The organism is Pseudomonas sp. GW821-FHT02A11 (assembly GCF_059421985.1).
Map to the genome: position 1 here is coordinate 61,226 of NZ_JBWKWB010000019.1, position 19,692 is coordinate 80,917.

General features: G+C 59.1%; 16 protein-coding genes. 3 read left to right on the forward strand and 13 right to left on the reverse strand.

Features of this window, described 5'->3' with window-relative positions; translation table 11 throughout:
- Positions 1-102: 102 nt before the first annotated feature.
- Genes ccoP through ccoN form a run of 4 tightly spaced genes read right to left on the reverse strand, consistent with a single transcriptional unit; the run spans position 103 to position 3,321 of the window.
- The gene (gene ccoP, locus AC07V9_RS22480) at positions 103-1,074 is read right to left on the reverse strand and encodes a cytochrome-c oxidase, cbb3-type subunit III (protein WP_495017837.1); all 972 of its coding nucleotides are present in this window, start codon (positions 1,072-1,074) and stop codon (positions 103-105) included.
- Positions 1,071-1,262, reverse strand: a complete 192-nt coding sequence (locus tag AC07V9_RS22485; protein WP_495017875.1) for a cbb3-type cytochrome oxidase subunit 3 — start codon at positions 1,260-1,262, stop codon at positions 1,071-1,073. Before AC07V9_RS22485 ends, ccoP begins: the two co-directional genes overlap by 4 nt.
- A 5-nt stretch (positions 1,263-1,267) precedes the next feature.
- Positions 1,268-1,879: a cytochrome-c oxidase, cbb3-type subunit II gene (gene ccoO / locus AC07V9_RS22490; RefSeq protein WP_495017838.1), complete on the reverse strand. Its 612-nt coding sequence runs from the start codon at positions 1,877-1,879 to the stop codon at positions 1,268-1,270.
- The gene (ccoN, locus tag AC07V9_RS22495; protein ID WP_495017839.1) at positions 1,879-3,321 is read right to left on the reverse strand and encodes a cytochrome-c oxidase, cbb3-type subunit I; all 1,443 of its coding nucleotides are present in this window, start codon (positions 3,319-3,321) and stop codon (positions 1,879-1,881) included. Before ccoN ends, ccoO begins: the two co-directional genes overlap by 1 nt.
- 641 nt (positions 3,322-3,962) lie before the next feature.
- Between ccoN and AC07V9_RS22500 the strand changes: the two genes are divergently transcribed.
- Together AC07V9_RS22500 and AC07V9_RS22505 are read left to right on the forward strand one after the other, a co-directional pair.
- Positions 3,963-4,103 (forward strand): hypothetical protein, encoded by a 141-nt coding sequence (locus AC07V9_RS22500; protein ID WP_495017840.1) that lies wholly within the window; start codon positions 3,963-3,965, stop codon positions 4,101-4,103.
- Positions 4,104-4,185: 82 nt separating this feature from the next.
- Positions 4,186-4,875: an alpha/beta family hydrolase gene (locus AC07V9_RS22505; protein ID WP_495017841.1), complete on the forward strand. Its 690-nt coding sequence runs from the start codon at positions 4,186-4,188 to the stop codon at positions 4,873-4,875.
- Here the strand turns inward: AC07V9_RS22505 and AC07V9_RS22510 are convergent.
- The 4 genes from AC07V9_RS22510 to AC07V9_RS22525 form a co-directional block, all read right to left on the reverse strand.
- The gene (locus AC07V9_RS22510) at positions 4,865-5,347 is read right to left on the reverse strand and encodes a hypothetical protein (protein ID WP_495017842.1); all 483 of its coding nucleotides are present in this window, start codon (positions 5,345-5,347) and stop codon (positions 4,865-4,867) included. The genes AC07V9_RS22505 and AC07V9_RS22510 overlap by 11 nt on opposite strands.
- Positions 5,348-5,461: 114 nt before the next feature.
- Complete coding sequence (locus AC07V9_RS22515; RefSeq protein ID WP_495017843.1) at positions 5,462-6,814, reverse strand: immunoglobulin-like domain-containing protein; 1,353 nt, start codon at positions 6,812-6,814, stop codon at positions 5,462-5,464.
- Positions 6,805-7,371 (reverse strand): hypothetical protein, encoded by a 567-nt coding sequence (locus AC07V9_RS22520; protein WP_495017844.1) that lies wholly within the window; start codon positions 7,369-7,371, stop codon positions 6,805-6,807. Before AC07V9_RS22520 ends, AC07V9_RS22515 begins: the two co-directional genes overlap by 10 nt.
- A 66-nt stretch (positions 7,372-7,437) precedes the next feature.
- Entirely contained in the window at positions 7,438-9,303 is a 1,866-nt protein-coding gene (locus tag AC07V9_RS22525; protein ID WP_495017845.1) for a hypothetical protein, read from the reverse strand.
- Between the two features lie 767 nt (positions 9,304-10,070).
- On the opposite strand from AC07V9_RS22525, the gene AC07V9_RS22530 reads away from it, so the two are divergent.
- Positions 10,071-11,957 (forward strand): autotransporter outer membrane beta-barrel domain-containing protein, encoded by a 1,887-nt coding sequence (locus tag AC07V9_RS22530; RefSeq protein WP_495017876.1) that lies wholly within the window; start codon positions 10,071-10,073, stop codon positions 11,955-11,957.
- A 116-nt stretch (positions 11,958-12,073) separates the two neighbouring features.
- Here AC07V9_RS22530 and AC07V9_RS22535 read toward each other — a convergent pair whose 3' ends face one another.
- From AC07V9_RS22535 to acnA, 5 genes are all read right to left on the reverse strand, one after another.
- A complete protein-coding gene (locus tag AC07V9_RS22535) occupies positions 12,074-12,733 on the reverse strand; it encodes a hypothetical protein (RefSeq protein ID WP_495017846.1) in 660 nt (219 codons plus the stop codon).
- Positions 12,734-13,158: 425 nt separating this feature from the next.
- Positions 13,159-13,809: a hypothetical protein gene (locus tag AC07V9_RS22540; RefSeq protein WP_495017847.1), complete on the reverse strand. Its 651-nt coding sequence runs from the start codon at positions 13,807-13,809 to the stop codon at positions 13,159-13,161.
- Between the two features lie 303 nt (positions 13,810-14,112).
- Positions 14,113-15,678, reverse strand: a complete 1,566-nt coding sequence (locus AC07V9_RS22545; RefSeq protein WP_495017848.1) for a methyl-accepting chemotaxis protein — start codon at positions 15,676-15,678, stop codon at positions 14,113-14,115.
- Between the two features lie 104 nt (positions 15,679-15,782).
- Positions 15,783-16,574: a CPBP family intramembrane glutamic endopeptidase gene (locus AC07V9_RS22550; RefSeq protein ID WP_495017849.1), complete on the reverse strand. Its 792-nt coding sequence runs from the start codon at positions 16,572-16,574 to the stop codon at positions 15,783-15,785.
- 254 nt (positions 16,575-16,828) lie between these two features.
- Positions 16,829-19,570: an aconitate hydratase AcnA gene (acnA, locus tag AC07V9_RS22555; RefSeq protein ID WP_495017850.1), complete on the reverse strand. Its 2,742-nt coding sequence runs from the start codon at positions 19,568-19,570 to the stop codon at positions 16,829-16,831.
- Positions 19,571-19,692 lie beyond the last annotated feature (122 nt).

Sequence of the window (19,692 nt, forward strand, 5' to 3'; positions counted from 1 at the left end):
CATATTGCTCACGAATCTGCGAATCGTTGACTGAATGTAACCGGAGCAAGTCGGTCTTTATCAGCAGCCGCTGGTAAAAACCGACCAGCACGGCAGGCGGCGCTACTCGGGCGACTTATCCCCATGGGACAGGCTGTACACATACGCCGCCAGCAGATGCACCTTGTCGTTCCCCTGCAGCAGTTCTTGCGCTGGCATCTGGCCCTGACGGCCGTAGCGGATGGTCTGCTGCAACTGCGCAAAACTCGAGCCGTAGATGAACGCGGCAGGGTGGGTCAGGTCGGGGGCGCCCATGGCTGGCGTGCCTTTGCCTTCGGGGCCGTGGCAGGCGACGCAGTTGGCGGCGAAGATTTTCTGGCCGGCAGCGGGGTCGGCCTTGGCGTCTTCGGGCAGCTTGCGGCCGTCCAGTTGCGTCAATACGAAAGCCGACACGTCACGCACGCCTTGATCGCCGACCACTTCACCCCAGGCCGGCATCACTGCGTGGCGTCCGCCCATGATGGTGGTCTTGATGGTCTGCGGCTCGCCGCCCCAACGCCAGTCGGCGTCGGTCAGGTTGGGGAAGCCGTAGGCGCCCTTGGCGTCGGAGCCATGGCAAACCGAGCAGTTGGAGGCGAACAGTCGCCCGCCCATTTTCAGGGCTTGCGGGTCTTTGGCGACTTCTTCTATCGGCATCGCTGCGAATTTGGCGAAGATTGGACCGAAACGGGCGTCCGAACGGGCCATTTCCTTTTCCCATTCATGCACGCCGGTCCACCCGGTCTTGCCGTCGGAGAAAGCGATCTGCTTGTCGTTGTCGACATAGTTGTAGCCCGGCAGCAGGCCGGTCCAGTTGCCAAGGCCGGGGTACAGCGCCAGGTAACCGAGGGCGAAAATGATGGTGCCGACGAACAGCATGAACCACCACTTGGGCAGCGGATTGTCGTACTCCTCGATGCCGTCGAAGGAGTGGCCCACGGTCTCGTCGGTGGTGTCGGCGCGCTGGCCCTTGCGGGTCGCCAGCAGCAGCCAGGCCAGGCAGAAGATCGTGCCCAGCGAGAGTACGGTGACGTACAGGCTCCAAAACGTAGTCATTGTTTGTTGCTCCTGGAAGCTTTCGCTTGCTCCAGCTGCTTTATGGCCTCGGGATCATCGGCAAAGGGCAGCAGGGTCGCATCGTCGAATTCGGCTTTGCGCCGGGGGCTGAAGACCCACAACGCCAGACCGATGAAGGCCACCATCACCACGACGGTACCCAGACCTCGAATCATTCCGATATCCATGGCGATCACCGTTTGCTCTTGATGAGGGTGCCCAGTCCCTGCAGATAGGCCACCAGCGCATCCATTTCAGTCTTGCCCTTGACGGCGTCGGCCGCCTTGGCGATGTCGTCGTCGGTGTAGGGCACGCCCAGGTTGCGCAGTACTTCGAGCTTGCGACCGGTCAACTTGCCGTCGAGCTTGTTTTCCACCAGGAACGGGTAGGCCGGCATGATCGACTCTGGCACCACGTTGCGCGGGTTATAGAGGTGCGCGCGGTGCCAGTCGTCGGAGTAGCGCCCGCCGACACGGGCCAGGTCCGGCCCGGTGCGTTTGGAGCCCCACAGGAAGGGGTGATCCCAGACGCTTTCACCCGCCACCGAGTAGTGACCGTAGCGTTCGGTTTCGGCGCGGAACGGCCGGATCATCTGCGAGTGGCAGCCCACACAGCCATTGGCGATGAACACATCGCGGCCTTCGACTTCCAGCGCCGGGCGCGGCTTCATGCCTTCGACCGGTTTGTTGGTGACGTCCTGGAAGAACAGCGGGACGATCTGCGTCAGGCCGCCGACCGCGACGGCAATCACCATGAAGATCGACAGCAGGCCGATGTTCTTTTCGAGGGATTCGTGCTTGATCATCAGTGCGCTCCCACGACAGCGATCTGGGCGGCTTCTTCGGCTTGCTCGGTGTTCGACGCGCGCACGGTGCGGAACACGTTGTAGGCCATGAACAGCATGCCGCTGGCGAAGAAGGCTCCGCCCAGGGCGCGCACGATGTAGCCCGGATGGCTTGCCTGCAGCGCTTCGACGAAGGAGTAGGTGAGGGTGCCGTCATCATTGATGGCGCGCCACATCAGGCCTTGGGTAATGCCGTTGACCCACATCGAGGCGATGTACAGCACGGTGCCGATGGTCGCCAGCCAGAAGTGCGCGTTGATCAGGCCGATGCTGTGCATCTGCGGACGGCCATACAGGCGCGGGATCATGTGATACACGGCGCCGATGGAGATCATCGCCACCCAGCCCAGGGCGCCGGCGTGAACGTGGCCAATGGTCCAGTCGGTGTAGTGCGAGAGCGAGTTGACGGTCTTGATCGCCATCATCGGCCCTTCGAAGGTCGACATGCCGTAGAAGGCCAGCGACACGACCAGGAAGCGCAGGATCGGGTCGGTGCGCAATTTATGCCATGCGCCGGAGAGGGTCATCATGCCGTTGATCATGCCGCCCCAGCTCGGAGCCAGCAGGATGATCGACATCACCATGCCCAGCGATTGTGCCCAATCGGGCAGGGCGGTGTAGTGCAAATGGTGAGGACCGGCCCAGATGTACAGGGTGATCAGCGCCCAGAAGTGCACGATGGAAAGACGATACGAGTAGATCGGACGCTCGGCCTGTTTCGGCACGAAGTAGTACATCATCCCGAGAAAGCCCGTAGTCAGGAAAAAGCCTACGGCGTTGTGCCCGTACCACCACTGGATCATCGCGTCGGTCGCACCCGAATAGGCCGAATAGGACTTGAACAGGCTGACCGGCAGCGACATGTGGTTGACGATGTGCAGCATCGCGGTGACCACGATAAAGGCCCCGTAGAACCAGTTGCCGACATAGATATGCTTGGTCTTGCGCTTGACGATGGTGCCGAAGAACACCGCCGCGTAGGTGATCCAGACGATGGCCAGCAGGATCGCGATCGGCCACTCGAGCTCAGCGTATTCCTTAGTGGTGGTATAGCCCATCGGCAGGGTGATGATGGCGCCGATGATTACGGCTTGCCATCCCCAGAAGTGAAAGGCCGCCATGCCGTCGGAAATCAGCCGCGTCTGACAGGTGCGCTGCACCACATAGTAAGACGTGCCGAACAGGGCGCAGCCCCCGAAGGCAAAGATCACAAGGTTGGTGTGCAGCGGGCGCAGACGTCCGAATGTCGTCCACGGGAGCCCGAGATTCAGGTCAGGCCACACGAGTTGGGAGGCGATGAAGACACCGAGCCCCATGCCAATAATCCCCCAGACCACCGTCATGATGGCGAACTGGCGGACCACCTTATAGTTATAAGCAGTCTGACTGATTGCTGTGCTCATTCTAAGGTTCCACGGTTTGGAATTTTATTAGTGTGGTAACGGCCGCAACATCGTTTTAAGCGTAGACGTTTTGCCGCGCGCAAGCGGGGGGCGAGGTCAACGGTCGCGATGGTTGCGGAGTCCGGCAGGGCCTGCGCGAATTCGCGACAAGGCCGTCTGCCCAAGTGGGCCGAAGGGGGCGGGAGAACAGGTCGAGTGAGGCAGCGCGCGTGAGTTCGGGAAATTGGATACAACCCTGCGGGTGACGACAGGGCTGCGCTGTCGGTCTGCAAGAGGGTTGGAGGGTCGTGCACAATCCTTCCACTGAGCCTGTGGCCAGCTATCGCCGGACCACTGTGAGGCGTAGCTTAGACGCGTTTGCTCAGCGAGGGAAGCCGTAATTTAGCGATCTGCGACACTTCGCCGCGCGAGGGAGAGGGTTGCCGCGTCCCATTGCAGGACGCGGCATTCACTGGCTATCGATGGTGGCTGAAACGATTCTCTGTCTGCATTCCTTGCCGTGGTAGAGCGTTTTTTGCATCGATAGTTGTATACAAAAGCCGTCGACAATTGCACTTTTTAACTGCCCAAATAATTTGGCCCGAGCTGGCAGACAAGGCCGGCGATCGTCGCGGATGATCGACCGGCACCGGACAAAAAGCATGGCCGATCCTGAAACCGCCCGGTGGCGTGTGGGTTGGGGCGCTCAGTTAACGGGGCTCTTCGCCGAAGTGTTCTGGAAGGGTAAACAGACGAAGCTGAACCGCCGCTGTCTTGGCCAGCCTTCTTCATTGCTTGATTGACGCTCGGCAGCGCATCGATCGGATCGGCATAATGGCGGCCGTTCTGACTTTTTCGCGGCACGAACTGCACAACGAGGCAAGTATGAGCAAAGCAACTCCGCCAGGCAGTGATGCCCATCATTGCGCGCAACTGGCACGCACCCACGGCTGGTTGTGGAATGCACCCGCGTCTACCGAGCCTGGCAAAACCACGACGCTGATCCTTGCCCATGGCGCCGGGGCACCGATGGACAGCGAGTTCATGAACGACATCGCCGAGCGGTTGGCCGCACTCGGCGTGGGCGTGCTGCGTTTCGAATTTCCCTACATGGCCCAACGCCGAATAAACGGCGGCAAGCGCCCTCCCAACCCCCAGGCAACACTCCTTGAATGCTGGCACAGGGTGTACGCTGCGGTGCGAGCTGAGGTCGGTGGTCGTCTGGCCATCGGCGGCAAGTCCATGGGTGGGCGCATGGCCAGCCTCGTCGCGGACGAGCTGAGCGTCGATGGGCTGATCTGTCTGGGCTACCCGTTCTACGCCGTCGGCAAGCCGGAAAAACCCCGCGTCGCACACCTGGCCGAGCTGCGCACCCCCACCCTGATCATTCAGGGCGAACGCGACGCCTTGGGCAATCGCGAAGCCGTCGAGGGCTACACGCTGTCCGCCAGCATCGACATGCTCTGGCTGCCCACCGCCAACCACGACCTCAAGCCGTTGAAATCCTCAGGCACTGACCACGCCGCTTGCCTGCAGGCATCGGCCGAGCACATCGCACGGTTTCTCATCGATTAAGGGCCGATTTTTCAGGGTGGCACTCGAGGTCGAACACGCCGCCCGAAACACTGAAGCCGATGGCCGGCATGGCGATCTCGAACGTGCCGCGCAACCGGCCTGTGTCGCCGTTACAGTCGAGCAGGGTCAGGGTGCCTTCCTGAAAGTCCCGAGAGTGAAGGACCTGCGCGTGTTGTTTGGGCGTGAGGTGGTAGACCACGGTCAGACGGGCATCGCGCACCAGGTCGTACGTACCCAAGGGCAGCGTCTGCGCCATGAAGAAGCCAAACACCGTACGACGCCCCGCGACTTTTCCCACTGCATGAATCTTCCATATCTTGCAACTGCGCCAGCCGTCCAGTTCCGTTCGCAGGCACGCCACGGCTCTCAGATGGGTGCTTATAAATGCTTTGCCATTGACCTGCGCCTCGAACCGGTCCGATGGACTACTGTCGCACGGGCTCAAAGACGGCAAGTGAGTGGGGTTTTTCATGATGATTCTCCTGCAGCGTTGCGCAAAACCGGCAACGTCGAAGGCACCGCCAACGGGCGATGCCTCCGGGAAACGCTTCGAGCGCGAGCTAAAAGACAGGCCTGGCTCGATCATTCAACGAATCGCAACACCCAAACTGGAATTGGTGTGCAGCAACTTGAAGGTCTGCCCGTTCTGCATGTTTTTCACGTAGTACCACTTGGCCCCAAGCAGGTTCACTGCGTACGACGACGACCAGAAGTTCCTGGTGCCCATTGGCCAGCGATTGCCATACGCGTTGTAGATTTCGATTAGCTCGTTGATGGTCGGAATTCGCCCTCCCACGGCATGTGCTGCGTTAGTCATCTTCGTCAGATTGCCCGACCCTACGCCTACGCATTCGATAACCCCCGACACCGTTACCGGGTAACTTCTGCTTTCCCCGCCAGCATCCGTCACTGTGATCGTCGCGCTGCCATTGCCCCGCACCGATGTCAGCCCCTCTTCGTTCACATGGGCCACCCGGGGATCGCCGCTGGTGTACGTATAGGGAGGGCGACCACCGCTGGCTGTGCGTTGTACCGTTGTCCCGCTGGGGAAGGCCGGCAGCAGATCGGGGCTGCCCGGAATCAGATAAATCTTGCCCGGCAGTGCCACGGGCGAGGTGTCGAACAGCAGCTCCTCACGCACACTCAGTTCCAGCTTGTGAGACTCGGTTTCCACCCCGTCCCGGCTAACGAGGTAGGACACCGTCGCCGTATCGCCCTCGGACCCTTCGATGAAGGACTTCGGAATCGTGAACTTCAAATGACTGCTGTCGCCCACCGTCTGGAATGGCCCCTCGAACGTGGTCTTGCCGATCCAGCGCACCTTCACCTCATCGGTGGCAATCATCCCCCGATACGTCGCCCGGGCAATCGCGTCGGGCCCGGTAATCAGCGATGGCCGCAACACCCCGTCCGGCCCCACGGTATCGACCGTCGGCGCCGGCAGATCCAGCGCCGCGCTGAGAATCTTCAGTGCCAGCTTTTCCGAATCCTGCACCGCACCACTGCGCCGCGTGACGCTGTACGACACCTCCACCGTCTGCCCGTCGTTCACCGACACCAGGGCACTGGCGATGACAACCGACGCCTCCCGGCCAGATTGCTCGGCAGTGACCACGTGCTCCTTGAGGTCACTGCCCTTGGGCCCCTCCCAACGCACAGTAAGCTTCTCGCCCTCGCGCAGATTGGCAGAGGCGGCAACGACCACCGTGGCGCCCTGGGTGGCGTTGGCGGGGTCGAGGATGTTGTTGGTGGCTTCTTTGATGGATGGGAGCGGGAGGGGATTGAGTACCGATAATTGCAGCGAAATGGACAGCGCCTCGGACTTCATCGACACATTTCCCGCCAAATCCGTCACGGTGTAATAGACCTGGGAACTTACCCCGTCTGCCTGCTCCAGCAGCTCACGGGTGAAGTTCACCGTCACACTGTTCAAACCCATGTCATTACCATCGACCGTGACCATCGGTCCTTGCAGCCCACCCCAGAAGTGTGTACCACATCGCCGATGGCCATGCCGTTGTAGCTGGCGATGCGACCGGGCAGGACGTTGTTCATTGCTTCAAGTTCGTCGGAGGTCAAGCCGTCCTGGATGTCAGCGGGGAAGAGGATGGGAGCGAGGTCGGGGGAGCCTGGGGCGGTTTTGTCGACAATCATCGGCACGCTGTCAGAATAAACTTCATCCAGTGTGTTCGGGCTGTGAATGCGATAAGAGACCGCATGTTCACCCTCACTCAGCATCTCGACTGGGACCTCCACTTGCAAGACATCATCAGGTTGATCGGTATCCAGAATGATTTTCTCCGGCGGTACTCGTTGACCGTCAAAAACCAGCTGATACGTATATCCAGCCTCGGCAGCTGGCCACACGGGAAAGTTAACCGTGATGGGCGCAGTCAGATGTTCAATTGGAATCAGCCCTCCCTCTAAGGCCACTGCAATGTTAGGGAGATCAAGAGGAATAGGTTCTTTTGTCGATTTTTCGTTTTGTGGGGTCATTGTTTTTATCCTTTTTAGAGGCGGCAAGCCCATTCAAACCAGGCTTGCCTTGGTACTTGAGGGTTATTATGGGCGCAAACTGCAGAACGTTTCGTTCGGACGGCGCATATCCACTGGAACTCGGGTCACTTTGGATGTCACCGCGCTTTGATTGCTACCGGGAGCAGGCTCAACCCTAACGTAGGCCTCGCAGAATCCGGTGCAGATAGTTCTCAAGTTGTTATAGGGAACTTCAAAACTGTACCCATTAACGATGTCGATATCGTCCAGTTGTCGAGTGGCCGTGACGGTTGCGGCTTCAATTGGATTGTTGTCGCGATCAAAACCTTTAAAGGTGAAGAAAAGCTTTTGTTGTTCGGCAATATTCGGATAAGGGGTAATAAGACCGCTTGTGCCATCTGGGGCGACAAGTAATGAGATATAGCCGGCAGGAGTCAGTTTAAAGACCGGGCCGTCGATCCCCTCCGTCCCACCCGGCAATTCCTCTTTAGATCGCACAGTCACTTTTTGCACGGGGGAAGTTGCTGCGTTTGGATTCCCGCTTCGAGTCACGGTGTACCAAACCGGAATTTCGGCGCCCGTGCCTTGCGTTTTCATGATCGAATTTGCAACGGGAATCACCAAGTCGTTTTTAACCGCCATGTCCTCCTCGCTGATCTGGTGCCATTGCAACCGCTGTTGATCACCCCAATAAAGATTCAGGTCGTCATTGATCCGAAATTCATTACTCCACGGGACCACGGCACGCCCATTAAGTTCGTAGTCGTCCTCATCAATAAAGTTATCGTCCTTGTTTGGATTATCGACGCTTGTCCCCTGAACAATAAGGGGGGCTGTCGGAACTGGGATAGGCAACGTGATGAACACATTGACGATCTTGGACAGCGAAGAACCACTCAACTGGTTTTGACGAGTTACCCGGTAACTGATGGCGATTTCTCCAATGGGGTTGGCAGCGATCGTTTCATAGGGCACCCGCAACGACAGAACGATGTCTTCATTTTCAATGCCTGGCGGGAGTTCAACGGGATACATCGGCCTGTCTGCGCCCCAATAAAGCGTGACCTGGTCGAACGCTGCGGCACTAGCGTAATGAGGGATGTCGACCTGTACGCCAGGGCGCGCTTCCGCGTAATCGATCAGGTCACCTACGGCCGGGTCCAGGATCGGCGCGGGGAAATTGTCGGGTATCTCCTCCAGCAAGAGCAGAATATCTACTGGCAACGAGTCCTCTGATACATTACCGGCGCGGTCGGTCACGTTGTACTTGACGGGATGAACCCCTGCGGCGATGGACTCAAGGAAGTCTTTTGAAAATTCGAAAATAACTTTGTTCAAGCCCATATCATCCACACTAACCGTCGCAGATGGGCCTTTGGCTTCGCCCCACCAAGTTTGAATAACGTCGTGCTTGGCCATGCCGGTATACCCGGCGACCTGAACTTCCAATGTGTTACCCAGATTTTCAAGCTCGGCGAGCGTCAGTCCATTCTGAACTTCCACGGGAAACTGTAAGGCTGCCAGTTGTGGTTTGCCTGGCGCTGTTTTGTCGATCACGACGGAAAAAATATCCGAGAATTCTTTGATGCCAGTGTTTGGGCTGAATACGCGGAACCCAAGGGCATGTGTCCCTTCAGTTTGTAGCTCTTCAGGCAACTCAAGTTTCAGAGGATCGCCTGGTTTATCGGCGTTGCTGATTGTTTTTTCCTCGCCGTATTCTTTACCGTCCCACATCAATTGGTAGGTGTATCCGGCTTCGGCACCTTCCCACACTTTCAAGTCGACACTGATCGGCGCGCCCAGCGCGGACACGGGGATCAATCCCGGATTATCTTCATCGTGAAAGGCGAACGAAATATCAGGTGCTTCGATTTGAATGGGCTCACGATGACCCGAGCGCAGAATGGTCGGAGTTTGTTTGAAGTCGTTCATAAATAATCCTTTGTGTTTGTTTTCTTTTTAGGAGCTGGCGTGGTGCGCGCCAGCGATTATTGCGAGCAGGGACTTTCCTGATCTGGAAATAAATTAATCGCAGTATTCTTCTCTGGTCAACGTGCTGCCAGGGCGGACTTGTAGGAACCTTTACAGCCATGTAGGACGCTTGCAGGAGGTCTGTGGAAAAGTCCTGCAGCTTTTTGGGGCGATGGCCCGGAAGATCTTGGTTGTCACTGATTTTTAAGTAGGAAAAAACGCGCTTCTATTAGGAAACTTCCTACTCCAGTTTTTTTTGATTTTACTTTTGGAGAAGGTATTTATTCCCAAACTCGCCGCTCTCATATGCAGGAGGGTGTGGAGTGTCTATCGGGAAAGTATCGTTGACCCAGTTCAAATACAGCGTGCTGGCACTTTCGATGAGCTGCGTTTCGCCGCTCATCTGGGCCAGTGAAGTGGATCGGGTCGTACCTAGTGAAGTATCTGGAGGCGTGGGGGGAGGTTTTGTAAAAATCGATGGTGTCGAAAGGGCTGCGGTGATCGTGGATGGCGTCCCTCATACAGTGGATAGTTCAGCGCCTCCGCAAAGCTACGGGGTCTGGAATGGCGGTGTTTTGAACGTTTTGAGTGGAGCGGTTGTTGATCACCTTTTGATTAATCAGTCAAAACTCAATATCAATGATGGTCAGGTTCGTGAGGGGATCCGCGTTTTCAAAGGGGCTGCGATCATCAATGGCGGGATTATCGCGAATGGCAGTGCGGAGGCGATGATTCTTGGGAGTGCGCAAGGAGACCGACAATCACTGTCCATCGCCGACGTCACTGGGAGCCAAGTGCGAGGGATGGGCTATGGGGTACTGATTTCTCCTCAAGGGCAGTTAGTGCTCCGCCAATCGAATGTTGAGGGTATGTCAGACGGGAGGGGGAAGGCTGGTGGAATATCGATAGCAGGCGGGGTGGCCCACATCCAAGAATCCAGCCATGTTATCGGAGATACCAGCGCCGTCCGGATTTTCAATGGCACCGAAGCTCGCTATGAAGAGAAGAATCGTCTGGAGGTGGATGGCTCCAGGCTTACCGCTCGTAAGGGAGCCACCATTGAAGTGATCAAGACCGCCGATAACAAAAACGAAAAGACAAACGCCGACATCCTGATCTCCAACCACTCAGTCCTCGAAGCCGGTAACAACCGTCTCATCGATGTCAGGGACGAAAGCACTGCCAAGGTCGAAGTCAACAACAGTCAGCTCAAGGGAGACCTGGTCGCCGACGACACGAGCACTCTCAACGTCACTCTACGCAACCACGCTCGGCTGGACGGCAACATCGTCAACGGCAACGCCGTGGTCATTGACTCAAGCGGCCACTGGCAGCTTGCCGGTGACAATGCGGTGAAGTCGCTGGCCATCAATGGCGGCAGCGTGGGGTTCTCTGAAGACGCACACCACACTTTGACCCTGGGGCAGCTGTCGGGGCGTGGTCGCTTCGACATGCGCATCAACCTGAACAATGGTACTGGCGATCTGCTGAATGTCATGGGGAACGCGTCGGGCAACCACTTGCTCAACATCCGCAACACGGGTGAAGAGGCGGTACCTGCGGAGTTTGATGCGCTGCGGGTGGTGCACACCGAGAGTGGTGATGCGCAGTTCAGGCTCAGAGGCGCCCGTGTCGACCTCGGCGCCTACTCCTACGCCCTGGAGCAACAAGGCACGGACTGGTTCATTGTCGGTTCCGGCAAGACCATCAGCCCGTCGACGCAAAGTGCGCTGGCGTTGTTCAGCGCCGGGCCGACGATCTGGAACAGTGAGTTGAGCACGTTGCGCAGTCGCATGGGCGAGGTGCGCGGGCGTGAGGAGGGCGGTGGCTGGATGCGCAGTTATGGCAACCGCTTCAATGCTTCGCTGGATGCTGGCGTGAAGTACCGACAGAAACAGCAGGGGCTGTCGTTCGGCGCCGATGCGCCGATTCCGGTCAGTGACGGGCATTTGTTGGTGGGTGTGATGGGAGGCTACAGCCAGTCCGATCTGGACATGGACCGTGGCACCTCGGGCGAGGTCGACAGCTATTATGTCGGCGCCTACGGCACCTGGCTGTCGGAGGAGGGTTATTACCTGGATGGCGTGGTGAAGGTGAATAAGTTTCACAACCAGTCCAAGGTGGCGATGAGCGATGGCGAGAAGGCCAAGGGCGATTACAACAACGTGGCCGTCGGCGGTTCGCTGGAATTCGGCAAGCATGTGAAGCTGCCTGACGATTGGTTCGTGGAGCCATTCGCGCAGGTGTCGAGCGTGTGGATTGACGCTGATCGTTACACGCTGGACAACGGCTTGCAGGCGAAAACCAGCCAGACGCAGTCGGTGCTGGGCAAGGTCGGCGCCACGGTCGGGCGGCAGTTTGCGCTCAAGGATGGCGGTGTCGTGCAGCCTTATGTGCGGGTGGCGGGGGCGCATGAGTTCTCCCATGGCAATGATGTCAGCGTCAATAGCCAGCGCTTCGACAGCGATGTCTTCGGCTCGCGGTTCGAGCTGGGCACCGGTGTGTCGGTGTCGCTGTCCGAGCGTCTGCAGGTGCATGCCGACTTCGATTACATGAAGGGTGAGCATGTCGAGCAGCCGTGGGGCGCAAACGTCGGTGTACGTCTGGCCTTTTGATGCCTGATCGCGTGATGTAGCGCTGTACCGATGAGCCCCGGCGACTGTGAGGTCGCCGGGGCTTTTTGTTGCCCGTGTTTCAGGTGGCACTGTCAGTCAAATGCCTGCGGACAGAGTCACTCATGCAGTTTGCGCCGACGAATCGACCGCGCGCGGCTGGCCGGTTTTGGCCGTGCCTTGCCGCCGCGCAGCATGATCTTCAGGGTTTCGGAAACCCCCACCAGACGCGAGCGGCGTACGACTTCGTAACGCACTTCGATCTCGCCGTTCTTGTAAGTGGCCAGGCGCTCGCAGTTCAGGTACTGGCTCAGGCGTGGCCCAGTGCGGCCGTTGGGGGCGGGGATGGTGGTGTAGAAGGTGATGCAGCCCCAGCGCATCTTCAGTTGATCGCCGGTCCAGAGCTTGGGCGAGCGGGGCACGTTGATGAAAATCCCGGCCACGAGTTCTTCCTCGGTCAGGACGCCTGAGGCGTGGCCCGTGATGTAGGGTGCGTCGAGAGTTGGGGTGGCCAGCCTGCTTTCCTCGTCCAGATGCCAGGGAAAGTCCGGCAAGCTTTTCAGGCATTGGGCATAGTCGACGGGCACTTCTTCGGACGTGGCATCTGCAGCGGGGACAGCGTGCAAGTCCTTATAGTGGGGAACGGGGCCATCCTGTTCGGGTGATGCGCTCTTGTGCTCACGGGGTTCCATTACTTGATTCTCCATTGAGGCCTGAGGGCTGTCCGCTTTGTTTTTTTGCGGATGAACGGATGGCTGGATGTCCTTTTCGTCTTCCATGGAAGCTCCTTGATCAAAGATGGGTGGCGCTGTTTAAAACGGTTTAGACGATAACAACCGAAGTTGTAGGATTGGACGTCTAGGTTGCATATGGTCGATTCGAACAAGTCGCCTGTCAATCGCCCGGTGTGCAGAGGTTTGCATAGCGTCGCGGGAAAAACATCACCCTTGAAGTTCGCACTGATATGTGTGTTTCACGCTGTTTTCCTAGTTTTGTTGGAGGTTTGAAAGTTTGTTTTTTTAACGAACCGAATAAAAAATTATTTTCAATCAGGACCCTGCCCAAAGGGATGTAGGAAAAACGGAAATAAGCGAGAAAAAATAATTCAGAACTGTTCTCGAATCCCGTTTTCGACTCAGAACCTCCATGCATATGCATAGAGGTCTGAGGGTTGAAGATGCGAATGAATAGCGAAATTATGCTGTTACATATTCAGTGAGAGGGTAACGGGCAGCGATTCGATCGACAGGTTGCCCGCTCGGTCGGTGACCGTGTAGGAAATCGCCACGTTGTCGGCTGCAAGTCGCTGCATGACTTCGCGTTCAAAAACGATTTCGATCGGGCGCAGGGTCAGTTCATCGGGCTGCACGATGTGCGTGGGGCCGGGGTGGCCGTTGCACAGGGTCTGGATGGTATCACCGGGTTCCATGCCGGCGTAGCCGGGGAGAAGAGCGGACAGGTGGTTGCCGGGAGTGGTGTTGAGGATCAGTGGAGCCAGGAGGGCGGCGCCGGGCGGGGTGCGGTCGACCCTGATTCGAGTCGGGGAAGAGTCTGCGAACACTTCTCCCAAGACATTTGTCGCTCGATAAGCCACCTCATAAACGCCGTCTTTGGAAAGCTCTTCCTTGGCCAGCATCAGTGTCAGCTCTGACCCGACGGGTGGAACTGGGCTGGGGAGGGGCTGGGCTGTTCCGATCAATTGGCCATTCAGCAGGAGCTGATAGGTATCCGCTGGATGCGAGAACTTCCAAGTCTCTAAGTGGACAACAATATCGTCCTCAAGCTTGCTGATAGTAATGAGGCCGTCGCACTCTGCTGCTGGGATCTCTGGTGCAATTAGCTGTTTCAAAGTCATGGTGGTCATCCTGTTCATGTTTTTGCGAGCAGCGGCACTGTTTGTAAATTGCAGTTGGCCATTCCTCACCTGAAGGTGGGTGCTCAAATAATTGACTGGTCTAGATCAGCGAAATCCACCTCATGGTGGTACATATATATCGCTGATCTGAACTTCAACTAATAGTGATCTTGTTTTTCTGTCAATCTGTCATCCGCCGCTAATCGGCAAAAACTGCAAACTTCAGAAATGTCCTACTTTTACAGGCAATAAAAAAAGCCCCGACAGTTGCCCGTCGAGGCTGTTGATTAAAAGCGCAGGGTGTTAGCGGTTGAACCGCTCCACCAGCGAGTACTGGCTGTGCGCCGTGTTGGTGAGCTCGGCGCTGAGGGTCGCGGAGCGGCGGGCTTCGTCGGAGGTCTGGTCGGCCAGGTGGGCGATGGTGCTGATGTTGCGGCTGACTTCCTCGGCGACCGAGCTTTGCTCTTCGGTAGCGGCGGCAATCTGGGTGGTCATGTCGGTGATGTTGGCCACGGCATCGCTGATGCCCACCAGCGCTTTGTCGGCTTCCATCACTTGCTCGACGCCTTCTTCAGCCTGGCGACGGCCGGTTTCCATGGTCTGCACCGCGTTGTTGGCGGTGCTTTGCAGTTTGGCGATGAGCGAGTGGATCTGCCCGGTGGATTCGGTGGTGCGCTGCGCCAATTGGCGAACTTCGTCGGCGACCACGGCGAAACCACGGCCCATTTCTCCGGCCCGTGCCGCTTCGATGGCGGCGTTCAGGGCCAGCAGGTTGGTCTGGTCGGCGATGCCTTTGATGACGTCGACCACGCCGCCGATTTCATCGCTGTCTTTGGCCAGCTGCGTGACAGTCAGGCCGGTCTCGCCCACTGAAGCCGACAGTCGCTGAATGGCCTCGCGGGTTTCGCTGGCGATGTCGCGGCCACGACGGGTCAGCTCGTTCGCCTGTTGGGTGGCGTCGGCGGTGCGCTGCACGTGGCTGGCGACTTCTTGGGTGGTCGAGGCCATCTGGTTGATGGCGGTGGCGACCTGTTCGGTTTCCACGCGCTGGCGTTCCAGGCCCTTGGAACTGGCCTGTGCCAGTCTGTCGGACTGCGTAGCCTGGGCGTTCAGGTGTTCGGCGGTGTCCTGCAAACGGGTGAGGCAGGTCTTCAGACGCGCTTCCTGGCTGAGGATGGACATCTCCAAACGTGCCTGAGCGCCGCGACTGTCGGTGTACATCTGCGCGATCAGCGGGTCGGAGGTGGTCTGTTCGGCCAGGCGCAGCAGACGCTTGATGCCGCGCTGCTGCCAGCTCAGGCCCAGCAGGCCCAGCGGCACCGCCAGTGCGGCGGCCAGTGCGAAGCCCCAGTAGGAGTTGAGCCAGACGCCGATCAGAAAGCTCAGCTGGCTGACGAGGATAAACGGCAGCCAGTCCTGCAGCACCGGCAGCCACTTGTCGCGGCTCGGCACGGCGGATTTGCCGCTGTTCAGGCGTTGATAGAGCCCTTCGGCGCGGCGGATCTGCTCGGCGGTGGGTTTGATCCGCACCGACTCGAAGCCGACCACCTGTTTGCCCTCGAAGATGGGCGTGACATAGGCGTTGACCCAGTAATGGTCGCCGTTTTTGCAGCGGTTCTTGACGATGCCCATCCACGGCAGCCCCTGCTTGAGGGTGCTCCACATGTGTTCGAACACCGCCGACGGCACGTCGGGATGGCGAACGGTGTTATGGGGCGCCTTGATCAGTTCCTCGTGGGAAAAACCACTGATCTCGACGAACGCGTCGTTGCAGTAGGTGATCACGCCGCGGGCATCGGTGGTGGAAATCAACCGTTGCTGCGCCGGGAAAGTCCGTTCGCGTTGGGTGATGGGCTGGTTATTGCGCATAAGCTGTTCAATCCGGGAAGGCTTTGATGGGGTATCGGCGGGGGACGCGCAACATTGAGCGTTTTGTGAACTGCGTCATGGGGCGCATTGCCGCAGCTCAGTGTTCAGCGGTCGAACATGGGATAGGTGAACAGGCTCAAATGCGCGAGATTGAGCCCGAAATGGGTGATGACCGCTGCCGGCAGCCCGCCGAACCGGTAGGCGATGCCATAGCCAACCCCGGCCATGCCCGCCAGCACCATCCACTGCCAGCCCGCGCCAAAATGTGCAAGGCCAAACAGGGCAGAGGCGATGATCAGGGCGAGGGTCTGCTGATAAGGCACGCGGTGCAGCAGGCGGGCCAGACCGCCCTGGATGTAGCCGCGAAACAGCAGCTCCTGGGTGAGGGTGACCAGCAACAGGTTGTTGAGCACCCAGATGCCGCCCTGATCAGGCCATTTCGGTGCCCAGCCGATCAACCCCATGCCCACTGCGGTGGCCAGGCACACTCCGGTAGTCAGCGTCAGCGTCAGGCTGCTGGTAATCAGCGTGCGACGCAGTGCAAGGGCGCCGAACACCCAGGGGCAAGCCAGCACGATCCAGAGACCGATCAGCGGTTTGTCGAGGTCCAGGTACATAGAGAAGGGGGCGGCTTCGGGCGTGAAGCGCACGGCGGTGATGACTCTGGCGCTGAAAAAGCCGGGTAGCCAGTGACTGGCCAGCCCCATGGCCAGGGCGATGAACAAGGCGTGACCGAGCGTGCGCACCGCCCGGTGTAGGAAATGACTGACGCAGATGCCCGCCATGACCAACAGGCCGAAGGTGACCACCACGGGAAGGCTCAGCTGGCCATACACCAGCGCGATGCAGTAGCCCAGGGCCAGCAGCGTGAGCGTGCTCCAGCGCAACGCCGACATGATGTCGTCCTTGAGTGTCGGATAAGGTCGGCGATTTTAACGTTGATTAAACGCGCGCGCATGTGGGATCGGGATGAAAGTTTTCCGGAAATGGCGCGGGGGAGTCGCATGATGACGTAGGGCGTTTCCTGGACTCAGTGCGTAGGGGCGCGCTTGCCCGCGAGGAGGGAGGATCGGCAACCGGGTAAGGCTGACGAAACGCCATCGCGGGCAAGCGCGCTCCTACAGAGGCGGCGGTCGACGGAGCCACCACCTCACGAGGCAATCAACTGCCGCAGCACGTAGTGCAGAATCCCTCCGGCCTTGAAGTATTCGACCTCGTTCAGGGTGTCGATCCGGCACAGCACGTCGACGTCTTCCTGCTGGCCGTTCTCACGGGTGATCCGCAAGGTCAGGCTCATGCCCGGTTGCAGCGTCGCGCCAGTCAGGCCGCTGATGTTCAGCACCTCTTTGCCGGTCAACTCAAGGGTCTTGCGGCTCTGGCCGTTCTTGAACTGCAACGGCAGCACGCCCATGCCCACCAGGTTCGAGCGGTGAATGCGCTCGAAGCTCTCGGCGATGACGGCTTTCACGCCCAGCAGATTGGTGCCCTTGGCCGCCCAGTCACGGCTCGAGCCGGTGCCGTATTCCTGACCGGCAATGACCACCAGCGGCGTGCCTTCCTGCTGATAGCGCATGGCGGCGTCGTAGATCGGCAGCTTCTCGTCGGTCGGTACGTGCAGGGTGTAACCGCCTTCTTCGTTACCGAGCATTTCGTTACGAATGCGGATGTTGGCGAAGGTGCCGCGCATCATCACTTCGTGGTTGCCGCGGCGCGAGCCATAGGAGTTGAAGTCCTTGGGCTCCACGCCTTTGCCGCGCAGGTAGCGGCCAGCCGGGCTGTCGGCCTTGATGTTGCCGGCCGGCGAGATGTGGTCGGTGGTCACGGAGTCGCCCAGGATCGCCAGCACCCGCGCCTTCTGCACGTCGGCGATTACCGGTAATGGCCCGGCCACGTCCTCGAAAAATGGCGGATGCTGAATGTAGGTCGAGTCGTCCTGCCAGACGTAGGTCGGGTCTTTGGAGACCTCGATCGCCTGCCACTGGGCGTCCCCGGCGAACACTTCGGCGTATTCCTTATGGAACATGCCGGTGCTGACGTTGAGCACGGCGTCGGCGATTTCCTTCTGGGTCGGCCAGATATCGCGCAGGTAAACCGGCTGACCGTCGCCGCCTTCGCCCAACGGTTCGCTGCTCAGGTCGATCCGCACCGTGCCTGCCAGCGCGTAGGCGACGACCAGCGGAGGAGAGGCCAGCCAGTTGGTCTTTACCAGTGGATGAACGCGGCCTTCGAAGTTGCGATTGCCGGACAGCACCGAGGCGACGGTCAGGTCCGATTGTTGAATGGCTTTTTCGATCGGGTCGGGCAGGGGGCCCGAGTTACCGATGCAGGTCGTGCAGCCGTAACCCACCAGATCGAATCCCAAGGTGTCGAGGTATTCGGTCAGGCCCGCGGCTTTGTAGTAGTCGGTCACCACTTTGGAGCCAGGCGCCAACGAACTCTTGACCCACGGTTTGCGTTGCAGACCCTTTTCCACGGCTTTTTTCGCCAGCAGGCCGGCGGCCATCATTACGCTGGGGTTCGACGTGTTGGTGCAAGAGGTGATCGCGGCGATGACCACCGCGCCGTTTTTCAGGCGATAGGTGTTGCCTTGGTATTCGTATTCGGCTTCACCGACCTGATCGGCGTTGCCCACCGCCACGCCACCGCCGCCTTCGCTTTCCAGACGGCCTTCCTCGTGTTTGGTCGGTTTCAGGGCCAGGCCGAGGAAATCGCTGAACGCCTGGGAAACATCCGGCAACGCGACCCGATCCTGCGGTCGTTTCGGCCCCGCGAGGCTGGCGACCACCGAACCCATGTCCAGCTCCAGTGCATCGGTGAACACGGGCTCCTGACCGGGCAGACGCCACAGGCCCTGGGCTTTGCTATAGGCCTCGACCAGCTTGACGGTGTCATCCGGACGGCCCGACAGGCGCAGGTATTCCAGGGTCACGTCGTCCACCGGGAAGAACCCACAGGTGGCGCCGTATTCCGGGGCCATGTTGGCAATGGTCGCGCGGTCGGCCAGGGGCAGGTCGGCCAGGCCGTCGCCGTAGAACTCGACGAACTTGCCGACCACGCCTTTCTTGCGCAGCATTTGGGTCACGGTCAGCACCAGGTCCGTGGCGGTAATGCCTTCCTTGAGCTTGCCGGTGAGTTTGAAGCCGATGACTTCAGGGATCAGCATCGACACCGGCTGGCCGAGCATGGCCGCTTCGGCTTCGATCCCGCCCACGCCCCAGCCCAAAACGCCAAGACCGTTGATCATGGTGGTGTGGGAATCGGTACCGACCAGCGTATCCGGAAAGGCGTAAGTGCGGCCGTCTTCTTCCTTGGTCCACACCGTGCGGCCCAGGTATTCGAGGTTGACCTGGTGGCAGATGCCGGTGCCCGGCGGCACCACGCTGAAGTTGTCGAACGCACTCTGGCCCCAGCGCAGGAAGGCGTAGCGCTCGCCGTTGCGCTGCATTTCGATGTCGACGTTCTCGCCGAAAGCCTGTTGATCGCCGAATTTGTCGACCATCACTGAGTGGTCGATGACCAGGTCCACCGGCGACAGCGGGTTGATGCGCTGCGGATCGCCCCCGGCCTTGGCCACGGCGGCGCGCATGGCGGCCAGGTCGACCACGGCGGGTACGCCGGTGAAGTCCTGCATCAGTACGCGGGCCGGGCGGTACTGGATTTCCCGGTCGGATTTGCGTTCGGTGAGCCAGGCGGCCAGGGATTTGAAGTCCTCAAAGGTGACGGTCTGGTTGTCTTCCCAGCGCAACAGGTTTTCCAGCAATACCTTGAGCGACATGGGCAGTCTGTCCAGATCACCCAGTGTTTTGGCCGCGTCGGGCAGGCTGAAATAGTGGTAAGTCTTGTTGCCAACGTCGAGTGTCTTGAGGCTTTTCAGGCTATCGAGGGAGGGCATGAACTAACTCCTTGACGAGTCCGCACGGTACGGACGGGCGTATCACACAAAACGGTAAGACGATCTGTTCCAGCCCTCTGATTGGCGGCTTTCAAATGGTCATTGAGTAGTACTGGACCGTT